Here is a 20,938-nt window from a genome sequence, read left to right on the forward strand (position 1 = left end):
GATTCCAATTCAATATATTCGTAGCTTATGAGGAAAGGAGACATGGATGGCTGAGAATGAATGGCTGAGCAAGGACTATTACAAGGTCCTTGGTGTCTCCAAGGACGCCAGCGAAGCGGAGATCACCAAGGCCTACCGCAAGCTTGCCCGCAAATACCATCCCGATCTCAATAAGACCAAAGAGGCCGAGGAGAAGTTCAAGGACATCTCCGAGGCCTACGACGTGCTCAGCAACAAGGAGCAGCGCCAGAAGTACGATGCCATTCGCCAGTTTGGCATGGGTGGAGCCCGGTTCGCCGGAGGCTCCGGCCAGGGTGGCTTCAACACTGATGCATTCTCGGACATCTTCGGTTCCATGTTCGGTGGGGCCGGGGCGCCGAATGGCACCCGGATACGCTTCGGCAATGGTTCGGGACAGCCGGACTTCGCTGACATCTTCTCCTCCTTCGGAGGAGGCGCCGGCGGTGGTGGCCGGACCACCTACCGGGAGAGCAGGCCCAGACCCGTCAAGGGCGAGGATCGCAACTCACGCATTGGCTTGTCTTTCCGTCAGGCGGTCAAGGGGGCAACGGTCTCCCTGAGCGTGGGTGGCAAGCGCTTCAAGACGCATATTCCCGCCGGGGTGCGCAACGGCCAGCGGATCAGGCTGGCCGGCAAGGGTCGGCCCGGCAGGGACGGAGGCGCAAATGGCGATCTCTACCTGCAGATCAGCGTCCAGCCCAGCCAGAGGTTCACTATGAAGGACAGGGATCTGGTCATGGCCCTGCCAGTGACCGTCTCTGAGGCTGCCCTGGGGGCCAAGGTCCAGGCCCGGGACATCGACGACCAGGTCGTCACGTTCAAGATCCCGGCTGGCTCCTCCAGCGGGGATGAGATTCGCATCGCTGGCAAGGGAGTTCAGGACCGGCGCGGCAAGGGCGACTTGGTGGGCCGGCTTGAGATTCGCATGCCCGGTCGGTTGAGCTTGGCCCAGAAGAAGGCCATGCGTGACTTTGCCAAATCCAGTGGAGACTTTGACGAGCAGATTGCTGGGGAGCGCATGAAGATATGACGATCCGGATGCCGGATCGAGGTGGAACGACCAGCGGAGAGGAGCGATGATCATGGTCAGGGTGGATCCAGAGACCAGGCGGATCTATCTGGCCTGCGCTCGCGGCCTGGTGGCCGGGCGCGTCAGCCTAGATGCTGCCGACGATGTCGGCTTGGACATTGAGCTGCCGGTCTTCAGCGTCGGCCAGGTCGGACAGTTGGCTAACATCCATCCGCAGACCCTGCGCCAATATGATCGGCTGGGTCTGATCGTGCCGGAACGGACCGAGGGGGGTGCGCGCCGATACTCCCTGCGGGATCTGGACCGGTTGGGCCAGGCCCAGCATTTGAGCCAGGACGAGTCCATCAACCTGGCCGGTGTGACCAGGATCCTTGCCCTGGCCGAAGAGAATCGCCAGCTGAGGCGCCAGCTGAGGCGCTTGCGCCAGTCACAGGGGTCCAGCATGTTCGCCGCCGCTGCCGATGGCCGGGTTGTCGAAGTCAGGCGGTCCAGCAGGGCCCGGCTCTGGCGGCAGGACACGACGCATGACGAGGCTGATCCGACTGATTCCAAATCGCTGATCGTCTGGAGCGTACGCTCCTGAGGCAGGTGAGGGGCCTGTGCTATGTTGTACGGGTTGGCCGCTCGCCCGAGCGTTGCGGCCGATCGTCGCCTGAATGCTTTGAGTACGGGGAAACCGCTTGCGCGAAATTCGTCATTCTCTGCTTTGCACGCGGCCTGCGAACTGTCGACCGACAGTACCGTTTCTTCCCTGTTGTGAAAGGTCATTGTGACTGATTCATCCATGTCCGATTCCGATTCGTCCAATTCCGATCATTCTGCCGTAGAACCTATGACTTTTGGCCAGCTGGGGGTGCCTGAGCCCTTGGTTCGCGTCCTGCGCAAGGATGGCAAGACCAGTGCCTTCCCCATTCAACGGGACACCCTGCCTGATGCTCTGGCTGGCCGCGACATTCTGGGACGGGGCCGGACCGGTTCCGGCAAGACCCTGGCCTTCAGCATTCCTCTGGTGGCTCGACTGGCTGCCGGCGAGGGAGGACGTGCCCGTCATGGCCGCGGAGGTGGTGCTAGTCCAGGCAGTCTGCCCCACCCGCGCGGTCTTGTCTTGGCTCCTACCCGCGAACTGGCTAATCAGATCGATGAGGTTCTCAATCCGCTGGCTCAGGCCTACGGCATGCGGACCTGCACCGTTTACGGCGGGGTAGGCCAGGGCCGTCAGGTCGATGCCCTTCGGCGCGGGGCCAAGATTGTGGTGGCCTGCCCGGGTCGCCTGGAGGACTTGCTTCGCCAGCACAAGCTCAGCCTGGAGGATGTGGAGATCGCCGTGCTGGACGAGGCCGACGAGATGGCCGATATGGGCTTCTTGCCCGCTGTGGAGCGGATTCTGGCCCAGGTTCGTCCGGGCGGTCAACGCATGCTCTTCTCGGCCACCTTGGATCACGGTGTGGATGCCGTGGTCAAGCGTTTCCTCAAGGATCCCAAGATTCACGAGGTGGATTCCGCCACCCAGCATGTGGATCTGATGACTCACCACATCTTCGAGACCACACAGGCCGCCAAGCACGACCTGGTCCGCACGCTGGCTGCGGGGCAGGGCAAGAGGATCCTGTTCACCAGGACCAAGTTCCAAGCCAAGAAGTTGGCCAAGAACCTGATCGATAACGGCATTCCGGCTGCCCAGCTGCATGGAAACCTCTCTCAAAACCAGCGCGATCGCAACCTCAAGGCCTTCTCGGAAGGTCTGGTCCGGGTCATGGTGGCCACCGATGTGGCGGCCAGAGGTATGGATGTCAGCGGGGTTGACTTGGTGGTCCAGGTGGATCCTCCGGCCGACTGCAAGTCTTTCCTCCACCGTTCCGGCCGCACGGCAAGGGCCGGCCACTCTGGCGATGTGGTGACGGTCGTCCTGCCCAATCAGCGGCGAGATACCCGGCGAATGCTGCGTATGGCCCACATAGACGCTAAGCCGGTCGGGGTCACGGCCAACTCCCAGGAGGTGGGTGACCTTGTGGGACCTCACGCCCCCCTGGTTGAGGGCTGGTCCTTGGAGGCCGCCATGGCCCAGAGCCGAGGATCACAGGACGGTAAGAAGGCCGGTTCCCGTGGTCGTCGGTCCGGCGGGCCCGCCCGTAGGAGGCAGAAGTACGATCGGTTCGGCAGGCGGCCGAAGGGCTCTGGCCGGGACCGTGACGGCGATGGGAGGAATCCCCGTCTCAAGCGGGCCGACGGGCTTGACGAGGATCGCCCATTCGACGGGCGTAGACGGCACGGCCATGCCGACTCCAACCATGCCGTCCACGCCGGTGGCCACCGAGGCAGAGGCAATCGGGGCCGTGCGGCCGGGGCTCGTGGGCGAGATCGCCGCGATGGCGGTCGTTTCGACGACGGCGGTCGCGACTACCGCAACGGCGGTCACAGACACAGGGGAGGCAGACGGAGGCGGGACGACAATCCCTTCCGCCAGGCCAAGTCCCACTGACCGCTCCCGCCGATCCGTTGGCGGGGCTGTCAGACCGCATGGGTCAGACCATGGTCCCTTCGCAACTCTCCCGGAGTTCGACCTTCACGGGGAGTTCAGTAGAAATGGGCGGTTCCTCCGGCGAGTTCAGGCGCCTGACCAGGGTGGAGACGGCGGCTCGGCCCAGATCGACCATGGGCTGACGGACCGTGGTCAGGCGGGGCTGGGAGACGGAGGCCTCCTTGATTCCGTCGAACCCGGTGACGATGACCTGACCGGGAACGCTTATACCCGCATCAGACAGGGCTCTCAGTACCCCAAGCCCCATCTGGTCGTTGGCACACACCATGGCCTGGGGGAGGGTGCCCTGCTTGACCAGGCTGGCGGCGATCTGATAGGCGACGGACTGGGAGAATTGTCCCCTGTAAATTGGCGCGGCCGAGGGTTCCAGCCCTTCTGACCGCAGACCCTCACAGAACCCTTCGTATCGTTTGCCGTCGTCTGGAGAATCATCCATGCCCGCCATGTAAGCCATCCGCTCCACCTGGTGTTTCTCGAACAGGTGCCTGACCAGGGTGTACATACCCTTGCGGTTGCTCACGCGGACCAGATCGAATTCGCTTTCCTGGTTGAACGGGGCATTGGCGATCATGACAACGGGCAGGCGTTTGCGCAGGAAGGCCAGGACGCTGTCAGGCACGGACCTTGCCAGGACAATCAGGCCATCCACCTTTTCCGACATGCTGTTGATCAGCTGGGGGATGTCGTCACCTTTCCCCCTTAGGCCGATGCTGACCATGAGGCTGAGGCCCTGCCGCCAGGACTCCAGTTCGCACCCCCTTAATACCTCGTCGAAGTAGAGGGAATCCGTATTGTCTTTCTGGTCGTGGGGTGGGTCGACGACTATATCGGCGGCATCCTCGTTGACCAGTTCGAAGTCGCCGATCTGGTCCAATAGGTCAATGTTGGGTAGGAAGAGGCCTATGGTGTCGGTCCGCCGGGCGGCCAGGCTCCGTGCGCTGCCGCTGGGGAGGTAGCCCAGGAGATTTATGGCCTTGAGCACGGTCTGTCTGGTCTGGGGCCTCACCCTCTCCGGGGTGCGCAGGACCCTGGAGACGGTGGCTATGGATACGCCGGCCTCGCGGGCGACATCGTAGACGGTCGGTTTCCTTGCCATCCGCTTTCCCTCCTTTCATGCATCCCATACAGCATATCATTGAAACGTGCAACCGATCGCGACATTTGGTAGCGCTAACATATATGCTTTTCATCTGACGATATGAGTAATCACATAAGTAAATAAAGGAAAATCTCGCTTAAAAGTTCCTGATGGAAGCTGATTTGCACATTTGAATGTAAGCGCATACACTAGTGGCTACGATGGCTGATCCGGCCCGGTCAAAGGATGTCGTGCCGCTCCGGGAGCCCACCCGTGTATGCACGCGCCGACTGCACCCCGATGGTAGAGGACGGATTTGGCCCGTGAATGTCAATGCGGACAAAGGAGACATATGAGACGAAAAACAGTGGCGGTGAGGATTCTCGCAACACTGGTTGCAGGGGCCACTCTCCTGGGACTAGGGGCGTGCGGAGGCAAGCCCGGAGCAACGCAGCAGGCTGCTGCAGACAGTCAGATTCTCTTTGGCGGCGATAGCGGCAACCCAACATTCACCCGTAACTTCAACCCATTCTCGACCAGCAAGAGGATAGGTATCAACTTCATCTACGAGCCCCTCGAGGTGGTCAACAGCCTCGATGGGACCTCAACCCCCTTCCTGGCCAGCGAGCATAAGATCGTGGACCCCAAGACGGTCGAATTCCAGATTCGTGACGGAGTCAAGTGGAACGACGGCAAGCCCTTCTCGGCGCAGGACGTGGTCTTCACTTTCAACCTGGTCAAGAAGGATGCGGCCATGGACTCCCTGGGGGTCTGGCAACACATCTCCTCCCTTGAGGCCTCGGGCTCCAGGGTGACTTTCCGTTTCAAGGACAACGATGTGCCCGCGGTTTCAATCGTCAGCCAGCAGAACATCGTCCCGGAGCACATCTGGAAGGGTGTGAAGGACCCTCTTAAGTGGACCAATGAGAACCCCGTCGGGACTGGCCCTTATAAGTTGGGCACCTTCAAGCCCAACCAGTACACCCTGACGAAGAACAAGGACTACTGGCAGGCCGGTAAGGTTGCGGCTGACACTATCGTCTTGCCCGCATCCAACAAGCAGTTGGACCTGGTCAACAAAAAGTATGACTGGGCCTACTCCTTCATCAACAACGTGGACAAGACCTGGGTGGGAGCCGACAAGCGGCACAACCACTACTGGTTCCCCCCGGGGGGCACGGTCTCCCTCTACCCCAACCTGACCAAGGTCCCTTTCAACGACGTGAACTTCCGCAAGGGCCTCAGCTATGCCCTCGACCGTGACAAGATCGCCAAGGATGCCGAGGAGGGCTATGTGGACGGTGCTACCCAGACCGGCCTCATTCTGCCCAACCATGACAAGTGGATCAATGATTCCATCCCCAACAAGGGAAAGGTTTCCCAGGATGAGGCCCAGTCTCTGGAGTACTTCGCCAAGGCCGGCTACAAGAAGCAGGGTGACCAGTTGGTGGACTCCAACGGCAAGCAGCTCGAGGTCAACATCACCGTGCCCAGCGGCTACACCGACTGGCTGCGCGGCGTGCAGACCATGCAGGGCCAACTGACCAGGCTGGGCATAGCCGTCAAGCTCGCCCAGCCCCAGCCCGCCGCATACACACAGGCGCAGAATAACGGCGACTATGACCTCCTGATCTCCTCCTTCGGAGGTACCGGCAGCGTCTTCCAGGACTACAACGGCCTGCTCAACAGTGAATTCGCGGTTCCTGTAGGTCAGTCGGCCAACGCCAACTTCGAGCGCTACAAGAACCCTAAGGCTGATGAGCTTTTGGCCCAGCTCAAGCAGGCGGCCGACGAGAAGTCCCAGAAGGCCATAGTCGACCAGCTCCAGCAGATCGTCTACGACGATGTGCCTGTGATCGGTCTTTTCTACGGCGGTCTCTGGGGCCTGTTCAGCACTCGGAACTACACGGGTTGGCCCAGTGAAGGCGACCCCTACACCTCACCCAGCACCTGGACCCAGTCGGTTCTCATGGTGGTCACCCATATCAAGAAGGCCTGAGAGGCCGTGCCCATCAGGGCAGGAGGAGATCGGGCTGGCCTGCAGGGCCGCCCTCCCGGCCCTGACGGATGAAAGGTCGTCACGTGCGATATTTTTTCGGGAAAATTGGTCTATTCTTCGTTACCCTCTGGGCGGCTATAACCGTCAACTTCATACTGCCCAGAATGATGCCTGGATCACCTGCCGACGCGGCCATAGCCAAATTGTCCCAGAACGGGCCAGTCACCCCTGAAGTCAGGGCCTCCATAGAGGCCCAGCTGGGCATGCCCAAGGGCAACCTGCTCAGCCAGTACTGGCAGTATCTGGGGGATGTGGTCCACCTGAACTTCGGCGTCTCGTACAGTAATTTCCCGCAGAACGTATCGGATTTGGTGGGGGCAGCCCTTCCATGGACCCTGACACTGGTGGGGCTGGTCACGATCATCTCCTTCATCACCGGGACTGCACTCGGGGCTCTGATGGCTTGGAGGCGGGGAACCGCCGTGGATGTGACGGGTACGATATCCAGCTCCTTCCTCTCGGCCTTCCCCTCCTTCTGGCTGGCTCTCATGCTCCTCTTCTTCCTCGGTTACAAGGCCGGCCTCTTCCCGACCTCCGGCGCCTACTCGTCCACCGCGATGCCCAACTTCTCGATGGACTTCATATCTGACGCCGTGGGGCACTCCATACTGCCGGCACTGACCATCCTGCTGACCTCCCTGGGCAGCTATGTGATGGGCATGCGCAACACCATGATCAACACATTGGGTGATGACTACGTCACCTTCGCCGAAGCCAACGGCCTGCGCCAGCGGACGGTCATGCTCAAGTACGCGGCCAGGAACGCCCTCCTTCCCAATCTGACCTCCTTTGGCCTGGTCCTGGGCGGCGTGGTCGGCGGCTCCCTCTTGGTCGAGCAGGTCTTCAACTATCCAGGGGTCGGCCTCCTCCTTTACCAGGCTGTGACCAACCAGGACTATCCCCTGATGCAGGCCATCTTCCTGATGATCACCATCAGCGTGCTGGTGGCCAACTTCATCGTGGACATTCTTTACGGGGTCCTTGACCCGAGGACGAGGAGGTGAGGGCGATGACGAACAGCATCGTCAGCACAGGGATGCAGACTTCCGCACAGGGGAATGGGAATGACCCTCAGGGGCCGCAGGCCCGTACCGCCAGGGGCCAGAGCCCTGTCCTTCGGGCCCTGGAGGTGATAGGCAAGGGGTTCAAGACGGTCTGGGAGGTGCCCAAGGCCAGGTTCGGCCTGGTCCTGTTGGCCCTGATCGTCTTTTCGGCCCTGTTCGCCCCTTGGCTCAGCCCCTATGACCCCAAGGCCGGGGATTTCGAGGCCAGCATCGGACCCTCCGCCCAGCACTGGCTGGGTACCACCAGCAACGGGCAGGACGTCCTCTCTCAGCTTCTGTGTGGCGGGAGGATCTCCGTCATGGTGGCCATGGTCTCCGGCCTCCTATCCACCTGCATAGCCGTGTTGGTGGGCCTGAGCTGGGGCTACATCCGCTCCTTCGCCGGGGAGCTGGTCGGTTTCATCGTCAACCTCTTCCTGGTCGTCCCCTCCCTCCCCCTGATGATCATCATCGCCGCCTACCTCCAGAACGGAGGCATGAGCGTGATCATACTGGTCATCGTTTTGACCGGGTGGGCCTGGGGGTCCCGGGTCCTGCGCTCGCAGACCCAGTCCCTGCGTTCCAGGGACTTCGTCACTGCAGCGGCCTTCAGCGGGGACAGCTCTTGGCGGATCATCTTTCATGAGATCTTCCCCAACATGCTCTCCCTGATCATCAACAACTTCTTCGGTGCGGCAACCTCCGGCGCCCTGTCGGAAGCAGGCCTGGAATTCCTGGGCCTGGGCGACTCGACCACGGTCAGCTGGGGAACCATGCTCTACTGGGCCCAGAACAACAATGTGATCCTGACCGGCCAGTGGGCACTCCTGCTGGCGCCCGGTCTCATGGTCGCCCTCCTGGCGGTTTCCATGACCTTCATCAACTTCGGTGTGGACCGCCTGAGCAACCCCCGTCTGCGTGAAGGGAAGGCATGATGGAACTGCTACGTGTCGAAAACCTGTCCGTCGAATATGACACCCTCGGCCAGGAACCGGTCAAGGCCGTCAAGGACGTGAGTTTTTCACTGGACCAGGGCGAATTCGTGGGTCTGGTCGGGGAGTCGGGGTCGGGCAAGTCCACCTTGGGCTTCGCCGTCACGCGACTCTCCAAGCCGCCGGCCCGGATCAGCAGGGGGCGTGTGCTCTTAGGGGGCAAGGACATTACCATCCTCAGCCAGGAGGAGCTCCGCAGACAGCGGTGCGGCGGATTCGCCATGGTCCTCCAGTCGGGCATGAACGCCTTGAACCCGGTGCGGACCGTCCGCAAGCACTTCGTGGACATCTACAAGGCCCATGGGAACGTGGGGGAGAAGGATTACGAGGCCCATTCCAAGCAGCTTGTGGAGAAGGTAGGTCTGCAGGACTCCGTTCTCGGCGCCTATCCGGGCGAACTGTCGGGCGGCATGAGGCAGAGGGTCTCCATATCCTTGGCTCTGGCCTTGGAGCCCAAGCTCATGGTCTTTGACGAGCCGACCACCGCCCTGGACGTCCTGGTCCAACACGAGGTGATGGGGACCATCCGAGAGCTGCAGAGACAGGACGGCTTCACCGCCATCCTCATCAGCCACGATCTCGGTGTGGTCCTCGAGTCCACCCAGAGGGTTCTGGTCATGCACAACGGGCGGATCGTGGAGGATGCCCCCAGTGAGCGGATTCTGACCGATCCCCAGGCTGACTACACCAAGATGCTCCTCAGCCATTATGGTGACCCCAGAGCCGAACACGTTTCAGTACCCGGCTTGAAGCCGCGCGGTGAGGCCGCCGCCTCCGGCTCGGTTGGCGGAACCCCCTCACAGGCCGACGATGAGGAAGACATGACGGTCACGGTGACCGGCGTCTCCAAAATCTATCCTCCCCGCAAGCGGAGTGAGGATTCGGTGACCGCCGTCAACAATGTCTCCTTCACTCTCTCCCCAGGCCAGTCCTTGGCCCTGGTGGGGGCATCCGGTTCCGGCAAGTCCACGATAGCCAAAATGCTCACTGGTGTGGAAAGGCCGACCTCAGGCAACATCACCCTGGGTGGCAGGCGTGTGGATCAGATGAAGCGGCGCAAGGATCTTAGGTCCCTGCGTTCCGACATCCAGATGATCTTCCAAGATCCCTATGCGGCCCTCAACCCTCTCCACACGGTGGAGTACACGCTGACCAGGCCCATCTTCAATTACACGGATCTGAGGGGGGGTGATGCCCGCAGGCGGATGTTGGAACTCCTGGACACGGTGGGCTTGACCCCCGTGGAACAGTATGCCGCCAAACTTCCCCACCAGTTGTCGGGAGGGCAGCGCCAGAGGGTGGTCATAGCCCGGGCGCTGGCCAGCAACCCTCACGTCCTGGTGGCCGATGAACCGGTCTCCATGCTGGACATGACTCTGCGAGCCGGAATCCTGGCCCTCCTCGACGACCTGAGGGCCCGGTTGAACGTGAGCATGCTCTACATTACCCACGACCTCCTGTCGGCTCGACTGATCACCGATTCGATCATGGTCCTCAACAAGGGCACAGTGGTGGAGCGGGGACAGACGGCCCAGGTCCTCCAGCATCCTGAGAACGACTACACGATCAAGCTGCTCGACGCCATCCCCAGCCTGCGCACGCAGGCCTGAAGATGGAAAGCTACGGGAGAAACAATGATATCCCACCATGTCGTGGACGGGGGCGTGCCCTTTGGGAACTTACCCCTGCCGGAGAACATCGAGGCCATGGTCATACATGCCCCCGTGGGCGACCTGACCGCCCTCCATGCCCCCAAGGGGGTAAAGGGAGCGCGGGGAGCGGCCATGATGATCCCCGGCTTCACTGGTTCCAAGGAGGACTTCTACCGGATCAGCTCCATTCTGGGAGAGGATGGTTGGGACGTCTGGTCCTATTCGCAGAGAGGGCAGGCAGACTCGGTGGCCCCTCGGGGGAGGAAGGCCTACGACAGGCGGTCCACGGCCGGTGATGCCGTGGATGTGGCCCGTATCCTGACCGAGCACACCGGGGTCAAACGGGTCCATCTCCTAGGCCACAGCTTCGGCGGGGTGGTGGCCCAGGCGGCCCTCCTGGCCGAACCTGACCTCTTTGCCAGCCTCACCCTCATGTCGTCTGGCCCCCACGGTTGGCCGGGCCGGAAGGCAGACCTGCGTCAGCGACTCTTGGACCACCCTGGCGTGGACTTGTGGAGGCTGGACAACCCGGACAAGGCCAGCCTGCCGGACGATGAGCTGAATCCCCAAGACAGATTCCAGCGCCTTCGTGCAGAACAGACCAGCCAGGACCAGCTCGTCGGAGCCATAGACCAGCTGGCTGACCTGCATGACAGGACGGAACAGCTGGCTGCCACCGGCCTGCCCATGATGGTTTTCCATGGTGAGCACGACGACTTCTCCTGGCCCCAGGACTGGCAGGCCAGGATGGCCCGGCTGCTGGGTGCCCGCTATGAGGTGATTGCGGGTGCCGGCCATTGTCCCAACATCGACAGGCCTGAGGGGACGGCGGCCCTTCTGGACGACTTCTGGGCTTCTGCGCAGGACAGACGGTGAACTTAAGCAGGAACAAGCCTGTTAGCAATGAAAGCGGAGAAGATGAACACAGACACTCCACGCAGCAAATCTCCCGATCAGGGCGCCTACGACGGCGGGGGAGACGGGGGCCGGATGCTGCGGCCCGAAGGCATGACTGTCGAGAGGGGGGACTTCTCGGCTTTGTTCAATTTCAACGGGGACCTGACACTGATCAATGTAGGAGGCATCCAGGTCACCCAGTTCAGGCCCGGCATCCATGACCGTCCCTTGGCCGGTCTCTGGCTCCGCCGCCATCGGGAGGGGCGGATCGACCCCATTCAACTGACCGGATCAGGTTCCCGGGCCTTCTTCGATCCGGGAGCTGGCAGCCCCGCCTGGGAGGGGAGGGATCTGGGCATCCGCTGGCGGGTTCGGCTTGTTCCAAGCGCCATATCCCCTGAGCTTTCCCGGGCTCTTCCATTCGGTGACGAAAGCGGCGGGCCTGGCAGGGGAGCGTCCTGGACCTGGGAGGTGTCGGTCACGATTGACCAGAGTGGCTCGACTGCTGGCAGTGAGAGGCAGGAATGGGATGACGCCATCTTGCCTGACGATCTGTGGGACCTGGTTTCCGCCCAGGATCTGGCCCTGGTGGAGCCGGCCATGGCTGCCGGCGCCGAGCCCTACATCTCCCAGTACGTCGCTTACCATGTGCAGGACGTCCCCAATTGTGGCAACGTCCTGTCAGCCCGGCAGACGATGGGTTGCGCCCCTCGGCTCCCCTTGTACGTTACGGGAATCTCACAGGGATGCAGGGCATTCATGACCGACGGTTACGACTTTTACGGGCTTGGTGCCCGTCTGGACGGTCAGCCTGCAGCCCTCGGCGATGCCGACTGGGGCCAGGGGGGCGTAGACCAGTATGAGTTCGCCATGGCCTGCCTCCTCTCCCCTAGGGCGCCGTTGACCCGGGGAGGCCTCACCTGGCAGGTGTGGAACACGGCACTGTCCGATTACGGGGGTGACCTGGGCAAGGCCTGCGCTGCCTGTGCAGAGGCCTCTGAAGAAAGTCGGAGCGGGGCAGACGAGACCGAGGCCGATGGCGGTCCGTCCACCACCGGTTACCATGACGCCTCGCCTGCCTCTCCCGCTGCCTCACAGGCTGAGTCGGCAACCTCACTCCTTATCTCTTCCTCACTGTTGAATGGCGACCCCCTGCCTGAGGGTGAGTTCAGCCGACTGGGTGGAGGGCCCATCCTCCAGCCAGAGGCGGGCCAGACAGGCCATCTGCTCTCTTACTTCGGAGATGATGCCTGCCATGTGGTAAGCGCACGCAAGGAACTGGAGGTGGCCCGCACCCACGGGCAGATTCTCCTGTCCGGCAACCCGGATACCGACCCGGCACGGCCCACCATGGCCGCCACCACCTACGCCGGAGGCGTCTTCGCCTCCCAGGTGGTCCTGGGCAACACCGACATGAACCGGCTGATTTCAGTCCAGAAGACCGGTCTGGGCCTCCTGCGCTCACGGGGGGTCCGCATCCTGGTCCAGGTGGACGGGGCCTGGCGCCTTTTGGGTGTTCCTTCGGCCTACATCATGGATCTGGGCGGATCTCGTTGGGTCTATCGTCTGGGTGATCGGACCCTGACGGTGTCCACCATCGCCCACCTGGACAGGGCCGCCATCGATATCCATCTGGAGGCCGATGGCCCGATCCGGGCCCTGTTGACGATCAGCCTGGAGGATCCGTCCACCTGGCTTCGGAAGTTCGCTCCTGCCGATGCAACTCGGGGGATGGGGGGGTCCATTTCCTTTACCCCTGCACCGGGCAGCCCGGCGGCTGAACGTTGCCCGGAACTGAAATATGTCGTCTCATCGCCCGACGCAAGGGCCAGGGATGACGGCCCCCTTTTCGAACCAGGCGCAGGGGTCCATGCCACCGATCCGGCCATGGCCATCTTCCTGTCGAACGGGGGGCAGGCCCTGTCCGTCACCATCGCCGGATCCATGGATGGCGGCGCAAGCGAGGAAAGCACGCCCGATGCGGCCCCCGCCGCCTCCGAAAGGGAGATCCTCCATGCCCATTACCTGGCCATGACCTCCTTCATGCAGGGTCTGCATGTGGCAGGGGAGGGAAGATTCGCCGAATTCAATGTCCTTCTGCCCTGGCTGGTGCAGAACGCCCTGGTTCATTTTCTGTCACCCCATGGGCTGGAACAGTACGGCGGCGCCGCCTGGGGTACACGGGACGTCTGCCAGGGGCCCCTGGAACTGGCCCTGACCTTCGGCCATGACGATCTGGCCAGGGCTATCCTCCTCAAGGTCTTCGCCCACCAGAACCCCGACGGCTCCCTGCCGCAGTGGTTTATGTTCGACCAGTATGTGGACCTCTACCGGCACGATTCCCACGGGGATATCCCGGTCTGGCCCCTGCTGGCGCTGGCCGAGTACGTCGAAGCGGGCGGTAGGCCGGACCTTCTGGATGAGCCTGTGGCTTTCTGGCGTGATGATGCCTTTCACCCCTCCTCTGGCCTGCCTACGGTGGCCGACCATCTCGCTCGGACGCTGGACTATATCCAGTCGCATAGAGTCCCGGGCACTGACCTCTTCTGCTATGGCGAGGGGGACTGGGACGACACCCTTCAGCCGGCCCAGGAGTCTATGAAGAGACAGATGGCCTCCACATGGACCATCGCCCTCCTCTACCAAGCTTGCTGCGGATTGCAACCGCTCCTGGAGGCTGCCGGCCGGACCGACCTGGCCTCCCGCTTTGCCGGTGAGGCTGGCAGAATCAAGGCCGAGTTCGCCGATAGCTTTATCTTCCAAGGGGTCCTGGCCGGATACGTCAACTTCGTCGATGGCCAACCCCGCCCGGTCATACACCCCTCGGATGCCAGGACAGGCATACGGTACAGGTTGATTCCCATGACTCGTTCCATCATCGCCGGCCTGCTCACACCTGACCAGGCGGCGGACCATGAGAGAATCATCGAAGGCAATCTCCATTATCCGGACGGAGTGAGGCTCATGGACCGCCCGGCCTCCTTCCATGATGGAGTGGCCAGGGTCTTCAAGAGGGCCGAACAGGCCGCCAACGTGGGCCGGGAGATTGGTCTGATGTATACGCACGCCCATGTGCGTTATACGGAGGCCCTGGGCCTGCTGGGCAGGACCCGCCTGGGTCGGGAACTCCTAAGAATCAGCCCGGTGGGCCAGTTTCGCCGCCTGACAACCAGCGAGCCCAGGCAGCGCAACTGCTACTTTGCTTCGTCGGATGCCGACTTCCCCGACAGATACACGGCCGCCTCCCAATGGTCGAGGCTCAAAGTGGGGACCAAGGACCCCGTAGGTGTGAGGGGAGGATGGAGGATCTATTCCTCCGGCCCCGGCATCTACTGCCGACAAGTGGTCCAGCACCTCTTTGGCCTCCAGCTGCACGATAGGCGGGTTGTCTTCGACCCGGTCCTGTCCCAGGAAGATGACGGCCTAGAGGTGGCCATGACCCTATTCGGCCAGTCGCGCACCATCCGCTACCATGTGGCTGCTGGGCCGGTCGCTGCACCAGGAGACACCGGCTCAGAGGATGCAGGTTCGGGCCGCTTGAGGGTTGAGGCTGATGGACGCAGGCTTAAGGGCCGGATCCTGGAACTGCCTTACCGCAAGGGCGGGTTGGATGTGACGCAGGGGCAGTTGGCCGATGCCGCCCATATCGACATCTTTCTCACAATCGATGGACAGACTGTACAGTAAGTGCCGGCGCCTCCATTGCTACGGTGTCGTACACCTACCGGCAATCGAATCGAGTAAGGGGGAATCCGCCTGTCCGAAAGTGTTGGGAGCTTCCGGGCGATTCAATTGCATTCGGAGTGCAAGTGCGCGCAATCTGGCCAAGGGACAGCCGGCGTCCCTGTCTGGAAGGTGCAGACAGGCCGGTTCAAAGGGCGATCCCGGCAGGGGTCGCCACCAAATCCAAGAAGGAAGGTACATTCACATGCCAACGCCTGCATACAACTTTCCGAAGGACTTCCTCTGGGGGGCGGCCACGGCTGCCCACCAGATAGAGGGCAACAATGTCAACGCAGACTGGTGGGAGCGTGAGCACCGGCCGGACAGCGACCTCAACGAGCCTTCGGGGGATGCCGACGACAGCTACAACCGTTATGCGGAGGACATATCCCTCCTGGCCGGCAACGGGTTGAACACCTACCGCTTCTCGGTGGAGTGGGCCAGGGTGGAGCCTGAGGAAGGATTCTTCTCCCAGGCCCAGCTCCTGCACTACCGAGCCATGATCGACGCCTGCCTCCAGGCCGGGGTGACTCCTATGGTCACCCTGAACCACATGACCCTGCCCCGCTGGCTGGCCAGGCGAGGAGGCTGGCGCAATCCTGCCTCCGCAGACCTCTTCGGCCGGTACGTGGAGCACGTCATCCCCATTCTGGAAGGTGTCACCTGGGTCTGCACGATCAACGAACCCAATATGGTGGCTCTCACCCACGGGGGGCAGGAGGGCAGCGACATGGCCGCCGCCTCCTTGCCTGCCCCCGACCCTGTCATCTCCGAATTCCTGGTCAAGGCCCACAGGAAGGCTCGGGCAATCCTCTCCCGCCGACCGGCAATCAAGTCCGGTTGGACCATTGCCTGTCAGGATTTCCAGGCCCTGCCAGGCTGTGAGCAGGACATGGAGGAGTACCGCTACCCTCGCGAGGACTTTTTCACCCAGGCTGCACGAGGTGACGATTTCATAGGGGTACAGGCCTACCTGCGCACCTTCATCGGCCACGACGGTCCCCGACCAGTGCCGGAGGATGTGGAGAAGACGCTGACCGGCTGGGAGTATTACCCTGCCGCTCTGGGGGAGGCTGTGCGCCACACCTGGCGGACCGCCGAGCACACCCCCATTGTGGTCACCGAAAACGGAATCGCCACAGCCGATGACAGTCGGAGGATCGACTACACCTTCGGCGCCCTTGTTGGCCTTCATCGGGCCATGGATGAGGGCGTGCGTGTGGAGGGCTACCTCCACTGGTCCCTCCTGGACAACTACGAGTGGGGATCCTACAAACCCACCTTTGGTCTGGTCTCCGTGGACCATGAGACCTTCGAGCGTCACCCCAAGCCCTCCTTGGCCTGGCTGGGTCAGGTGGCCAGATCCGGCCTCCTGACCCATCCCCGAAGCTAATACGGGCACGAGCATGAACGCCCGGCCCCGAACCGACTTCGTATCGGTCCGGGGCCGGGCGCTGCACCACAAACTGCTCTTGCCTTTATTGGTCGGCCGGGCGCGATGCTCCTGCCTGCACGGAGCCAGATGAAACGGTCATTGGGACGACGATCGAGGACCCGTTGAAGAACTCGATGGTCACTTCCACGGCTCCATCGGTCACGCTGGGGTCGGAGAAGAAGTTTCCACTCAGGGTGAAGGTGCCGGCCCTCCTGTCGCTGGAGAAGGCGGAACCGGCCTGGAGATAAGACCACCAGGAAGAGTTGGGGCCGACGGACCGCCCGTATTCCTTGGCGGAGACCCTGCGGACGGTGTTCCCCCCATAATCCATGGGGAGTGTGATTCCGCTGCGCTGGCCCAGGGCGGGCGAGGAGACGGCCTGCCTGGCACGCACCAGATACTCATGCCAGTCGGCGCCGGCGGTGAATGTGAAGGTCAGATCAGCCAGCTGACCATAGGCGGGTGCCTTAGGGGCCGACAGGATCCGGTTGAGGTAGGAGGCGGTCAGGGTCACCGTCTGGGAGGATGCGCCGTAGGTGTAATCGGAACCGGCCTTGAGGCCCTTGACCGAGTTGAAGGAATTTCCGTTCAGGGTCAGGGGAATGGTCAGACCCGATTGAGCCCCGGAATCAAGATAAATAGTGTCGGAGCCCGTAGCATAGGAGGAGGCAGCACCCATTGCTGCCTGGAGTTCGGCGCCAATCCGGGCACTCTTCCACCCATATGGGGCCTGACGTGAAATCATGGAACCGTTGTCCCAGAGCATGAGCCCAATTCCGTCTTGGCGGGCCATCTGGTTCATGTAGTCATAGTACTTGAGTTCTTCGCCCTCCTGGAGCACGTCGCTGCCTGTGTCATAGCCCAGGAGGCCGTACTCGCCAATCACGGTGCCGATGCCTTGACTGGTCAGGTTGTCTTGGATGGTCTTGAAGGTGGCGGCGGCCGAGGTCCTGGCCGTGGTTGGGCGGCCCTGGTTATCGGTGCCTATCCTCTCGTCGAAGCCGGTGATCCCCAGGTTGGCGCTGTAGAGCCACTCGCTGTAGTAGTGGACCGTAGCCGCGAGGTACGGGTCGTTAAAGCCCTTGATCAGGGAGGCCAGATGATTGGTGTACTCGTCCGAAGGGGTGGCAGAAGGGGTGGGCATGACGATCATGCGGTGCTCGTTGCCGGGCACGGAGCGGATGATGGTGCGCGCCTCCGTGTTCAATCTGTCCAACTTCTCCTGGGCGGACGGGTAGTCCCAGGTGTTGAACTGGGGCTCGTTGATGGTTTCGAAGGCCACCTTGTCCGACTCATCGGCGAAGGTCCGGGCTATCTGTTTCCAGAAATCCGAGAACATGACTTCCTCCTTGGCTCCGACCTGACCATTCCACTGCTTCAGCCAGATCCAGGAGTCGTGGTGGATGTTGACCAGGACGTGCATCCCCATTCCGGTCGCCTGGTCGACCACCTGGCGATACCGGTTGAGCCAATCCTGATTGATCAGGTAACGGTAGCCATCCTTGTTGGTCGAGCCCAGATCCTGGTATCGCCGGTAGACGGTCATTGGAATCCGGATGCTGGTGTAGCCCTTGTCCTTGACGGCCTTGAACAGGTCAGGCGTCACCTTGGGATTCCCCCAAGCCTGTTCACCCTGATCAGGGGAGGACCAGTTGGTGTCCACCGCGTCGAAGGAATTGCCCAGGTTCCAACCCCTGCCCATCTCCTTGGCGAACTGGAGGGATGGTGTCAGCCCCGCTTTTGACGGATTGACTGTCGAGGTGGCTGCTGTCCGGCAGCCGACCAGGTCTTGGTCTCCTGAGGCCCGGCCTGCGCCTTCTGAAGCCCAGTCTGGACATAGGCGGTTGTGCAAGCTGCTGGGTTCATCGTCAATCTTTCAACGGTGAGTGTGGTTGAAGTCGCCACCAGGACATTACCCCGTTCTCTTACCTCTGTCTTATTTGTCCTAAAAAAGGTTGATCTGAATCGCCTTAGTACCGACTCACTCCGTAATTCCGCCCACTTGGCATAGTATGCCAAGTCACTCCGGTTTCTTCCATGTTGTTGTGCTGTGGAATCGATTTATATGATGTCACGCTAAACCATGTACATTACTATTGTCAATTTGACTATCAATTTGCATGACTCAACTTTCAACAAAGATAGTGTGCTACCTAGCTTGTGGTAACACTCTCCGCTTAAAGTGTAGTGCTTTCCTTCTTTTCAGTAGTGAGATTATCTCTGTGAGGTTTGACTACTATCCTATTATTTTGAACTATCGGAGAACTGGGCGGCAATTTTGTCGATAACTGCAAGAGTAAATGCTTCGACTTTGATTAAATTATCTTCAATATCATGTTCGAGAGGAACGGAGTCGTCATCCATGCTTCCATGCATGACCTGATTTCTCTTTTGTGATAAATTTGTCAAAAAATCGTCGAATAAGGATTGCCCTGTTATTGAATGATCTGTGACGGTTCCTTCAGTATCTGTCAAACGGATATTATAAGGAAAACGCGAAGTATCGCTATAAAGTGTGCTGAATTTTCTTTTTATCATGAGCCGTGAGGAAGCGAATTCCCCCTCAAATACAACTTCATATTCCGAGCTATAAAGCGAATTTAAGAAATTCTTCACCCCAAAATCTTCACAGAACTGGCTTACATTCTTTGGCGTAAGGCCACTCTTCGCGTCAAGAAAGTCTTCTTCGACCTGCAGTTGGATACCCTGCTTTACTAGTTTGTCAAGAAAGTTTTTCGAAATTTTTTCGACTAAATTTTTATTTACCTGTTTTTTGTCACTATGCGGTAAGTTCTGTAAGTAAGAGTACTGGAGAGTTGCGATCTTCAATTCATGAGGTAGCGCGTTCCAACGGTTATCTTCATTTATATCATGGATTATAGCTCTTAGTGCTTCGAAAAAGTCACCTTCAAAGTATGCGCACAACATCATGAATGTCGATTTTCTCAATGCTCTGTCTGTCTCTGGAGAGACAGACAGAGCATGGGGTAGGCTAAGCAAATCGTAAATCTCCTGACTTCTTTGCTTGAGCTGTAGGAGAGTGTCAGCCAAATTCGACATTATGCTTCCACAGCTTTCCTTACTGCAGCCACTCTGCTCTGCAGAGCAGCTGTATCGTTAATTGATCCGCTTACAACTTTTACAAATTTTTGTTCATTGAACAAATTTCTCAGATTATCGCGGGCAATCGCATCGTAGGCTAAGTGGTTGCTGGCTATTTCATCATCTACTATTACCACTGCGTCAAACACTGCAGCGTTAAAACGTGATGCCAATTCCCAAGATCTATTGTTGAATTTCCATTTTGCGAATGGTGAATCTCCAAGTTCCTCACGAATTCTGTTCATGGAAGTTAGGAATTGATCCTTGTACTTACTTAAAGTCGTTTGATCAGCATGCTGATTTCTTTCCATAAAAGCATTCAAAAAATTGGACATTAGAGGAGAATATGTCTTATATCGGCCTCCAGTCAGTGCAAAGAACCGCAGGACAATCTCTGCATCGTACATTTTACCTGTTCTCTTGGACGAGAAGTGAGTAAGGTCTATAAATTGAGGCTCCTTTGAGAGTTGGCTAAGCATGTCGCAGAATGGGCCAGAAAAGGTGGAGTGTCTTAGCTCTTGGGCTGTGAGTTGAACTGATCCAGTGTTTAACCTCTCAAAAACATCGAACTTTACAGTAGGATCAGCGGTTGAGTCGATTCGTAAACAGTTGATGACCCTATCCTTAATTCTGCGTTTTAGGAAGTCAGGTAGCTCTGAAAAACGAAGTCCTTCGAGATCTTTGATAATCCCAAGTCCTTTGAGAGGGAAATCATCTTCAAGATATCGCTTTATTGATGTGAGTCTCTGCTGACCATCGATGACAGAATAGTATTCATTCTGAGCATCATCGGTATCGATGTCGATATCGTTAGAAAGGTAAATGTAGGGAATGGGGATATTGAGTATCAGACTCTCAATAAGGCGGGATGACTTCCCATCGTCCCACCTGTAATGCCTTTGATAAAAGGGATCAAGTTTTATTTCTTTCTCATCAATCTTTTTTAGCAGTGTCCCTATATCGTAAGTCACTGGTTGGGTGCGTACAGTATGCTCTTTTGCAATTGCGCGTAACTGATCATCACTGAGCTTTTTTTTGGACATATGCCGATTTTAGCAGTGTACTTGACATGTGACCATATTAAACTTACGAGCTTTCTAGTGAGTCCACCGTTCTCAGGTATAGCTGATGGGGGAATTGCTGTGTTTCATTACAGTCCAGCAATTAAAGAATGGTCCCTTGGATTGAAGTGGTAATCCGCTTGTAACGAACGCAATAATCCATTTATTGCCAATGAGACTTGAGTATGCCCCAACGGCCTTGATGGAACTGATGTGTCAACGTTCTGGTGATAGGACTGACAACTGCAACAACCACGATCTTCCTCGGGGCATCCGCCGTATACGATTGCAATTTGCGGGACGTAA

Annotated in this window: 14 protein-coding genes; 10 read left to right on the forward strand and 4 right to left on the reverse strand. The window is 59.5% G+C overall.

Going from position 1 to position 20,938, the window contains the following annotated elements; genetic code table 11:
• The first annotated feature begins 46 nt into the window (after positions 1 to 46).
• The 3 genes from J3T95_RS06930 to J3T95_RS06940 all read left to right on the forward strand — a co-directional run bounded on the left by J3T95_RS06930 (position 47) and on the right by J3T95_RS06940 (position 3,530).
• The gene (locus J3T95_RS06930; protein ID WP_220236697.1) at positions 47 to 1,051 is read left to right on the forward strand and encodes a DnaJ C-terminal domain-containing protein; all 1,005 of its coding nucleotides are present in this window, start codon (positions 47 to 49) and stop codon (positions 1,049 to 1,051) included.
• Positions 1,052 to 1,103: 52 nt separating this feature from the next.
• Positions 1,104 to 1,634 carry a heat shock protein transcriptional repressor HspR gene (locus tag J3T95_RS06935; RefSeq protein ID WP_267450901.1) on the forward strand — a complete coding sequence of 177 codons (531 nt, stop codon included), beginning with the start codon at positions 1,104 to 1,106 and terminating at the stop codon, positions 1,632 to 1,634.
• A gap of 201 nt (positions 1,635 to 1,835) precedes the next feature.
• Positions 1,836 to 3,530 carry a DEAD/DEAH box helicase gene (locus J3T95_RS06940; RefSeq protein ID WP_267451043.1) on the forward strand — a complete coding sequence of 565 codons (1,695 nt, stop codon included), beginning with the start codon at positions 1,836 to 1,838 and terminating at the stop codon, positions 3,528 to 3,530.
• A gap of 43 nt (positions 3,531 to 3,573) precedes the next feature.
• On the opposite strand, the gene J3T95_RS06945 is transcribed toward J3T95_RS06940, so the two are convergent.
• Positions 3,574 to 4,686 carry a LacI family DNA-binding transcriptional regulator gene (locus tag J3T95_RS06945; RefSeq protein ID WP_267450902.1) on the reverse strand — a complete coding sequence of 371 codons (1,113 nt, stop codon included), beginning with the start codon at positions 4,684 to 4,686 and terminating at the stop codon, positions 3,574 to 3,576.
• Between the two features lie 334 nt (positions 4,687 to 5,020).
• Here J3T95_RS06945 and J3T95_RS06950 point away from each other — a divergent pair, with 334 nt between their 5' ends.
• From J3T95_RS06950 to J3T95_RS06980, 7 genes are all read left to right on the forward strand, one after another.
• Positions 5,021 to 6,667, forward strand: coding sequence for an ABC transporter substrate-binding protein (locus J3T95_RS06950; RefSeq protein WP_267450903.1), 1,647 nt, complete (start codon positions 5,021 to 5,023; stop codon positions 6,665 to 6,667).
• 83 nt (positions 6,668 to 6,750) lie between these two features.
• Positions 6,751 to 7,731: an ABC transporter permease gene (locus J3T95_RS06955; protein ID WP_267450904.1), complete on the forward strand. Its 981-nt coding sequence runs from the start codon at positions 6,751 to 6,753 to the stop codon at positions 7,729 to 7,731.
• A 5-nt stretch (positions 7,732 to 7,736) separates the two neighbouring features.
• Positions 7,737 to 8,705, forward strand: coding sequence for an ABC transporter permease (locus tag J3T95_RS06960; protein WP_267450905.1), 969 nt, complete (start codon positions 7,737 to 7,739; stop codon positions 8,703 to 8,705).
• Positions 8,702 to 10,372: an ABC transporter ATP-binding protein gene (locus J3T95_RS06965; protein WP_267450906.1), complete on the forward strand. Its 1,671-nt coding sequence runs from the start codon at positions 8,702 to 8,704 to the stop codon at positions 10,370 to 10,372. The genes J3T95_RS06960 and J3T95_RS06965 overlap by 4 nt, the downstream gene beginning before the upstream one ends.
• A gap of 24 nt (positions 10,373 to 10,396) precedes the next feature.
• Positions 10,397 to 11,290, forward strand: a complete 894-nt coding sequence (locus J3T95_RS06970) for an alpha/beta fold hydrolase (protein WP_267450907.1) — start codon at positions 10,397 to 10,399, stop codon at positions 11,288 to 11,290.
• 42 nt (positions 11,291 to 11,332) lie between these two features.
• Positions 11,333 to 14,998: a hypothetical protein gene (locus J3T95_RS06975; protein ID WP_267450908.1), complete on the forward strand. Its 3,666-nt coding sequence runs from the start codon at positions 11,333 to 11,335 to the stop codon at positions 14,996 to 14,998.
• A gap of 241 nt (positions 14,999 to 15,239) precedes the next feature.
• Positions 15,240 to 16,427, forward strand: coding sequence for a glycoside hydrolase family 1 protein (locus J3T95_RS06980; protein ID WP_267450909.1), 1,188 nt, complete (start codon positions 15,240 to 15,242; stop codon positions 16,425 to 16,427).
• An 85-nt stretch (positions 16,428 to 16,512) separates the two neighbouring features.
• On the opposite strand, the gene J3T95_RS06985 is transcribed toward J3T95_RS06980, so the two are convergent.
• From J3T95_RS06985 to J3T95_RS06995, 3 genes are all read right to left on the reverse strand, one after another.
• A complete protein-coding gene (locus J3T95_RS06985; protein WP_267450910.1) occupies positions 16,513 to 18,171 on the reverse strand; it encodes a cellulase family glycosylhydrolase in 1,659 nt (552 codons plus the stop codon).
• A gap of 542 nt (positions 18,172 to 18,713) precedes the next feature.
• Positions 18,714 to 19,529, reverse strand: a complete 816-nt coding sequence (locus J3T95_RS06990; RefSeq protein WP_267450911.1) for an MAE_28990/MAE_18760 family HEPN-like nuclease — start codon at positions 19,527 to 19,529, stop codon at positions 18,714 to 18,716.
• Complete coding sequence (locus tag J3T95_RS06995; protein WP_267450912.1) at positions 19,529 to 20,614, reverse strand: DUF262 domain-containing protein; 1,086 nt, start codon at positions 20,612 to 20,614, stop codon at positions 19,529 to 19,531. Before J3T95_RS06995 ends, J3T95_RS06990 begins: the two co-directional genes overlap by 1 nt.
• Positions 20,615 to 20,938: the final 324 nt, after the last annotated feature.

Origin of the sequence: Bifidobacterium sp. B4079, from assembly GCF_026537385.1 — a bacterium.
GTDB classification, from domain to species: Bacteria; Actinomycetota; Actinomycetes; order Actinomycetales; family Bifidobacteriaceae; genus Bombiscardovia; species Bombiscardovia asteroides_I.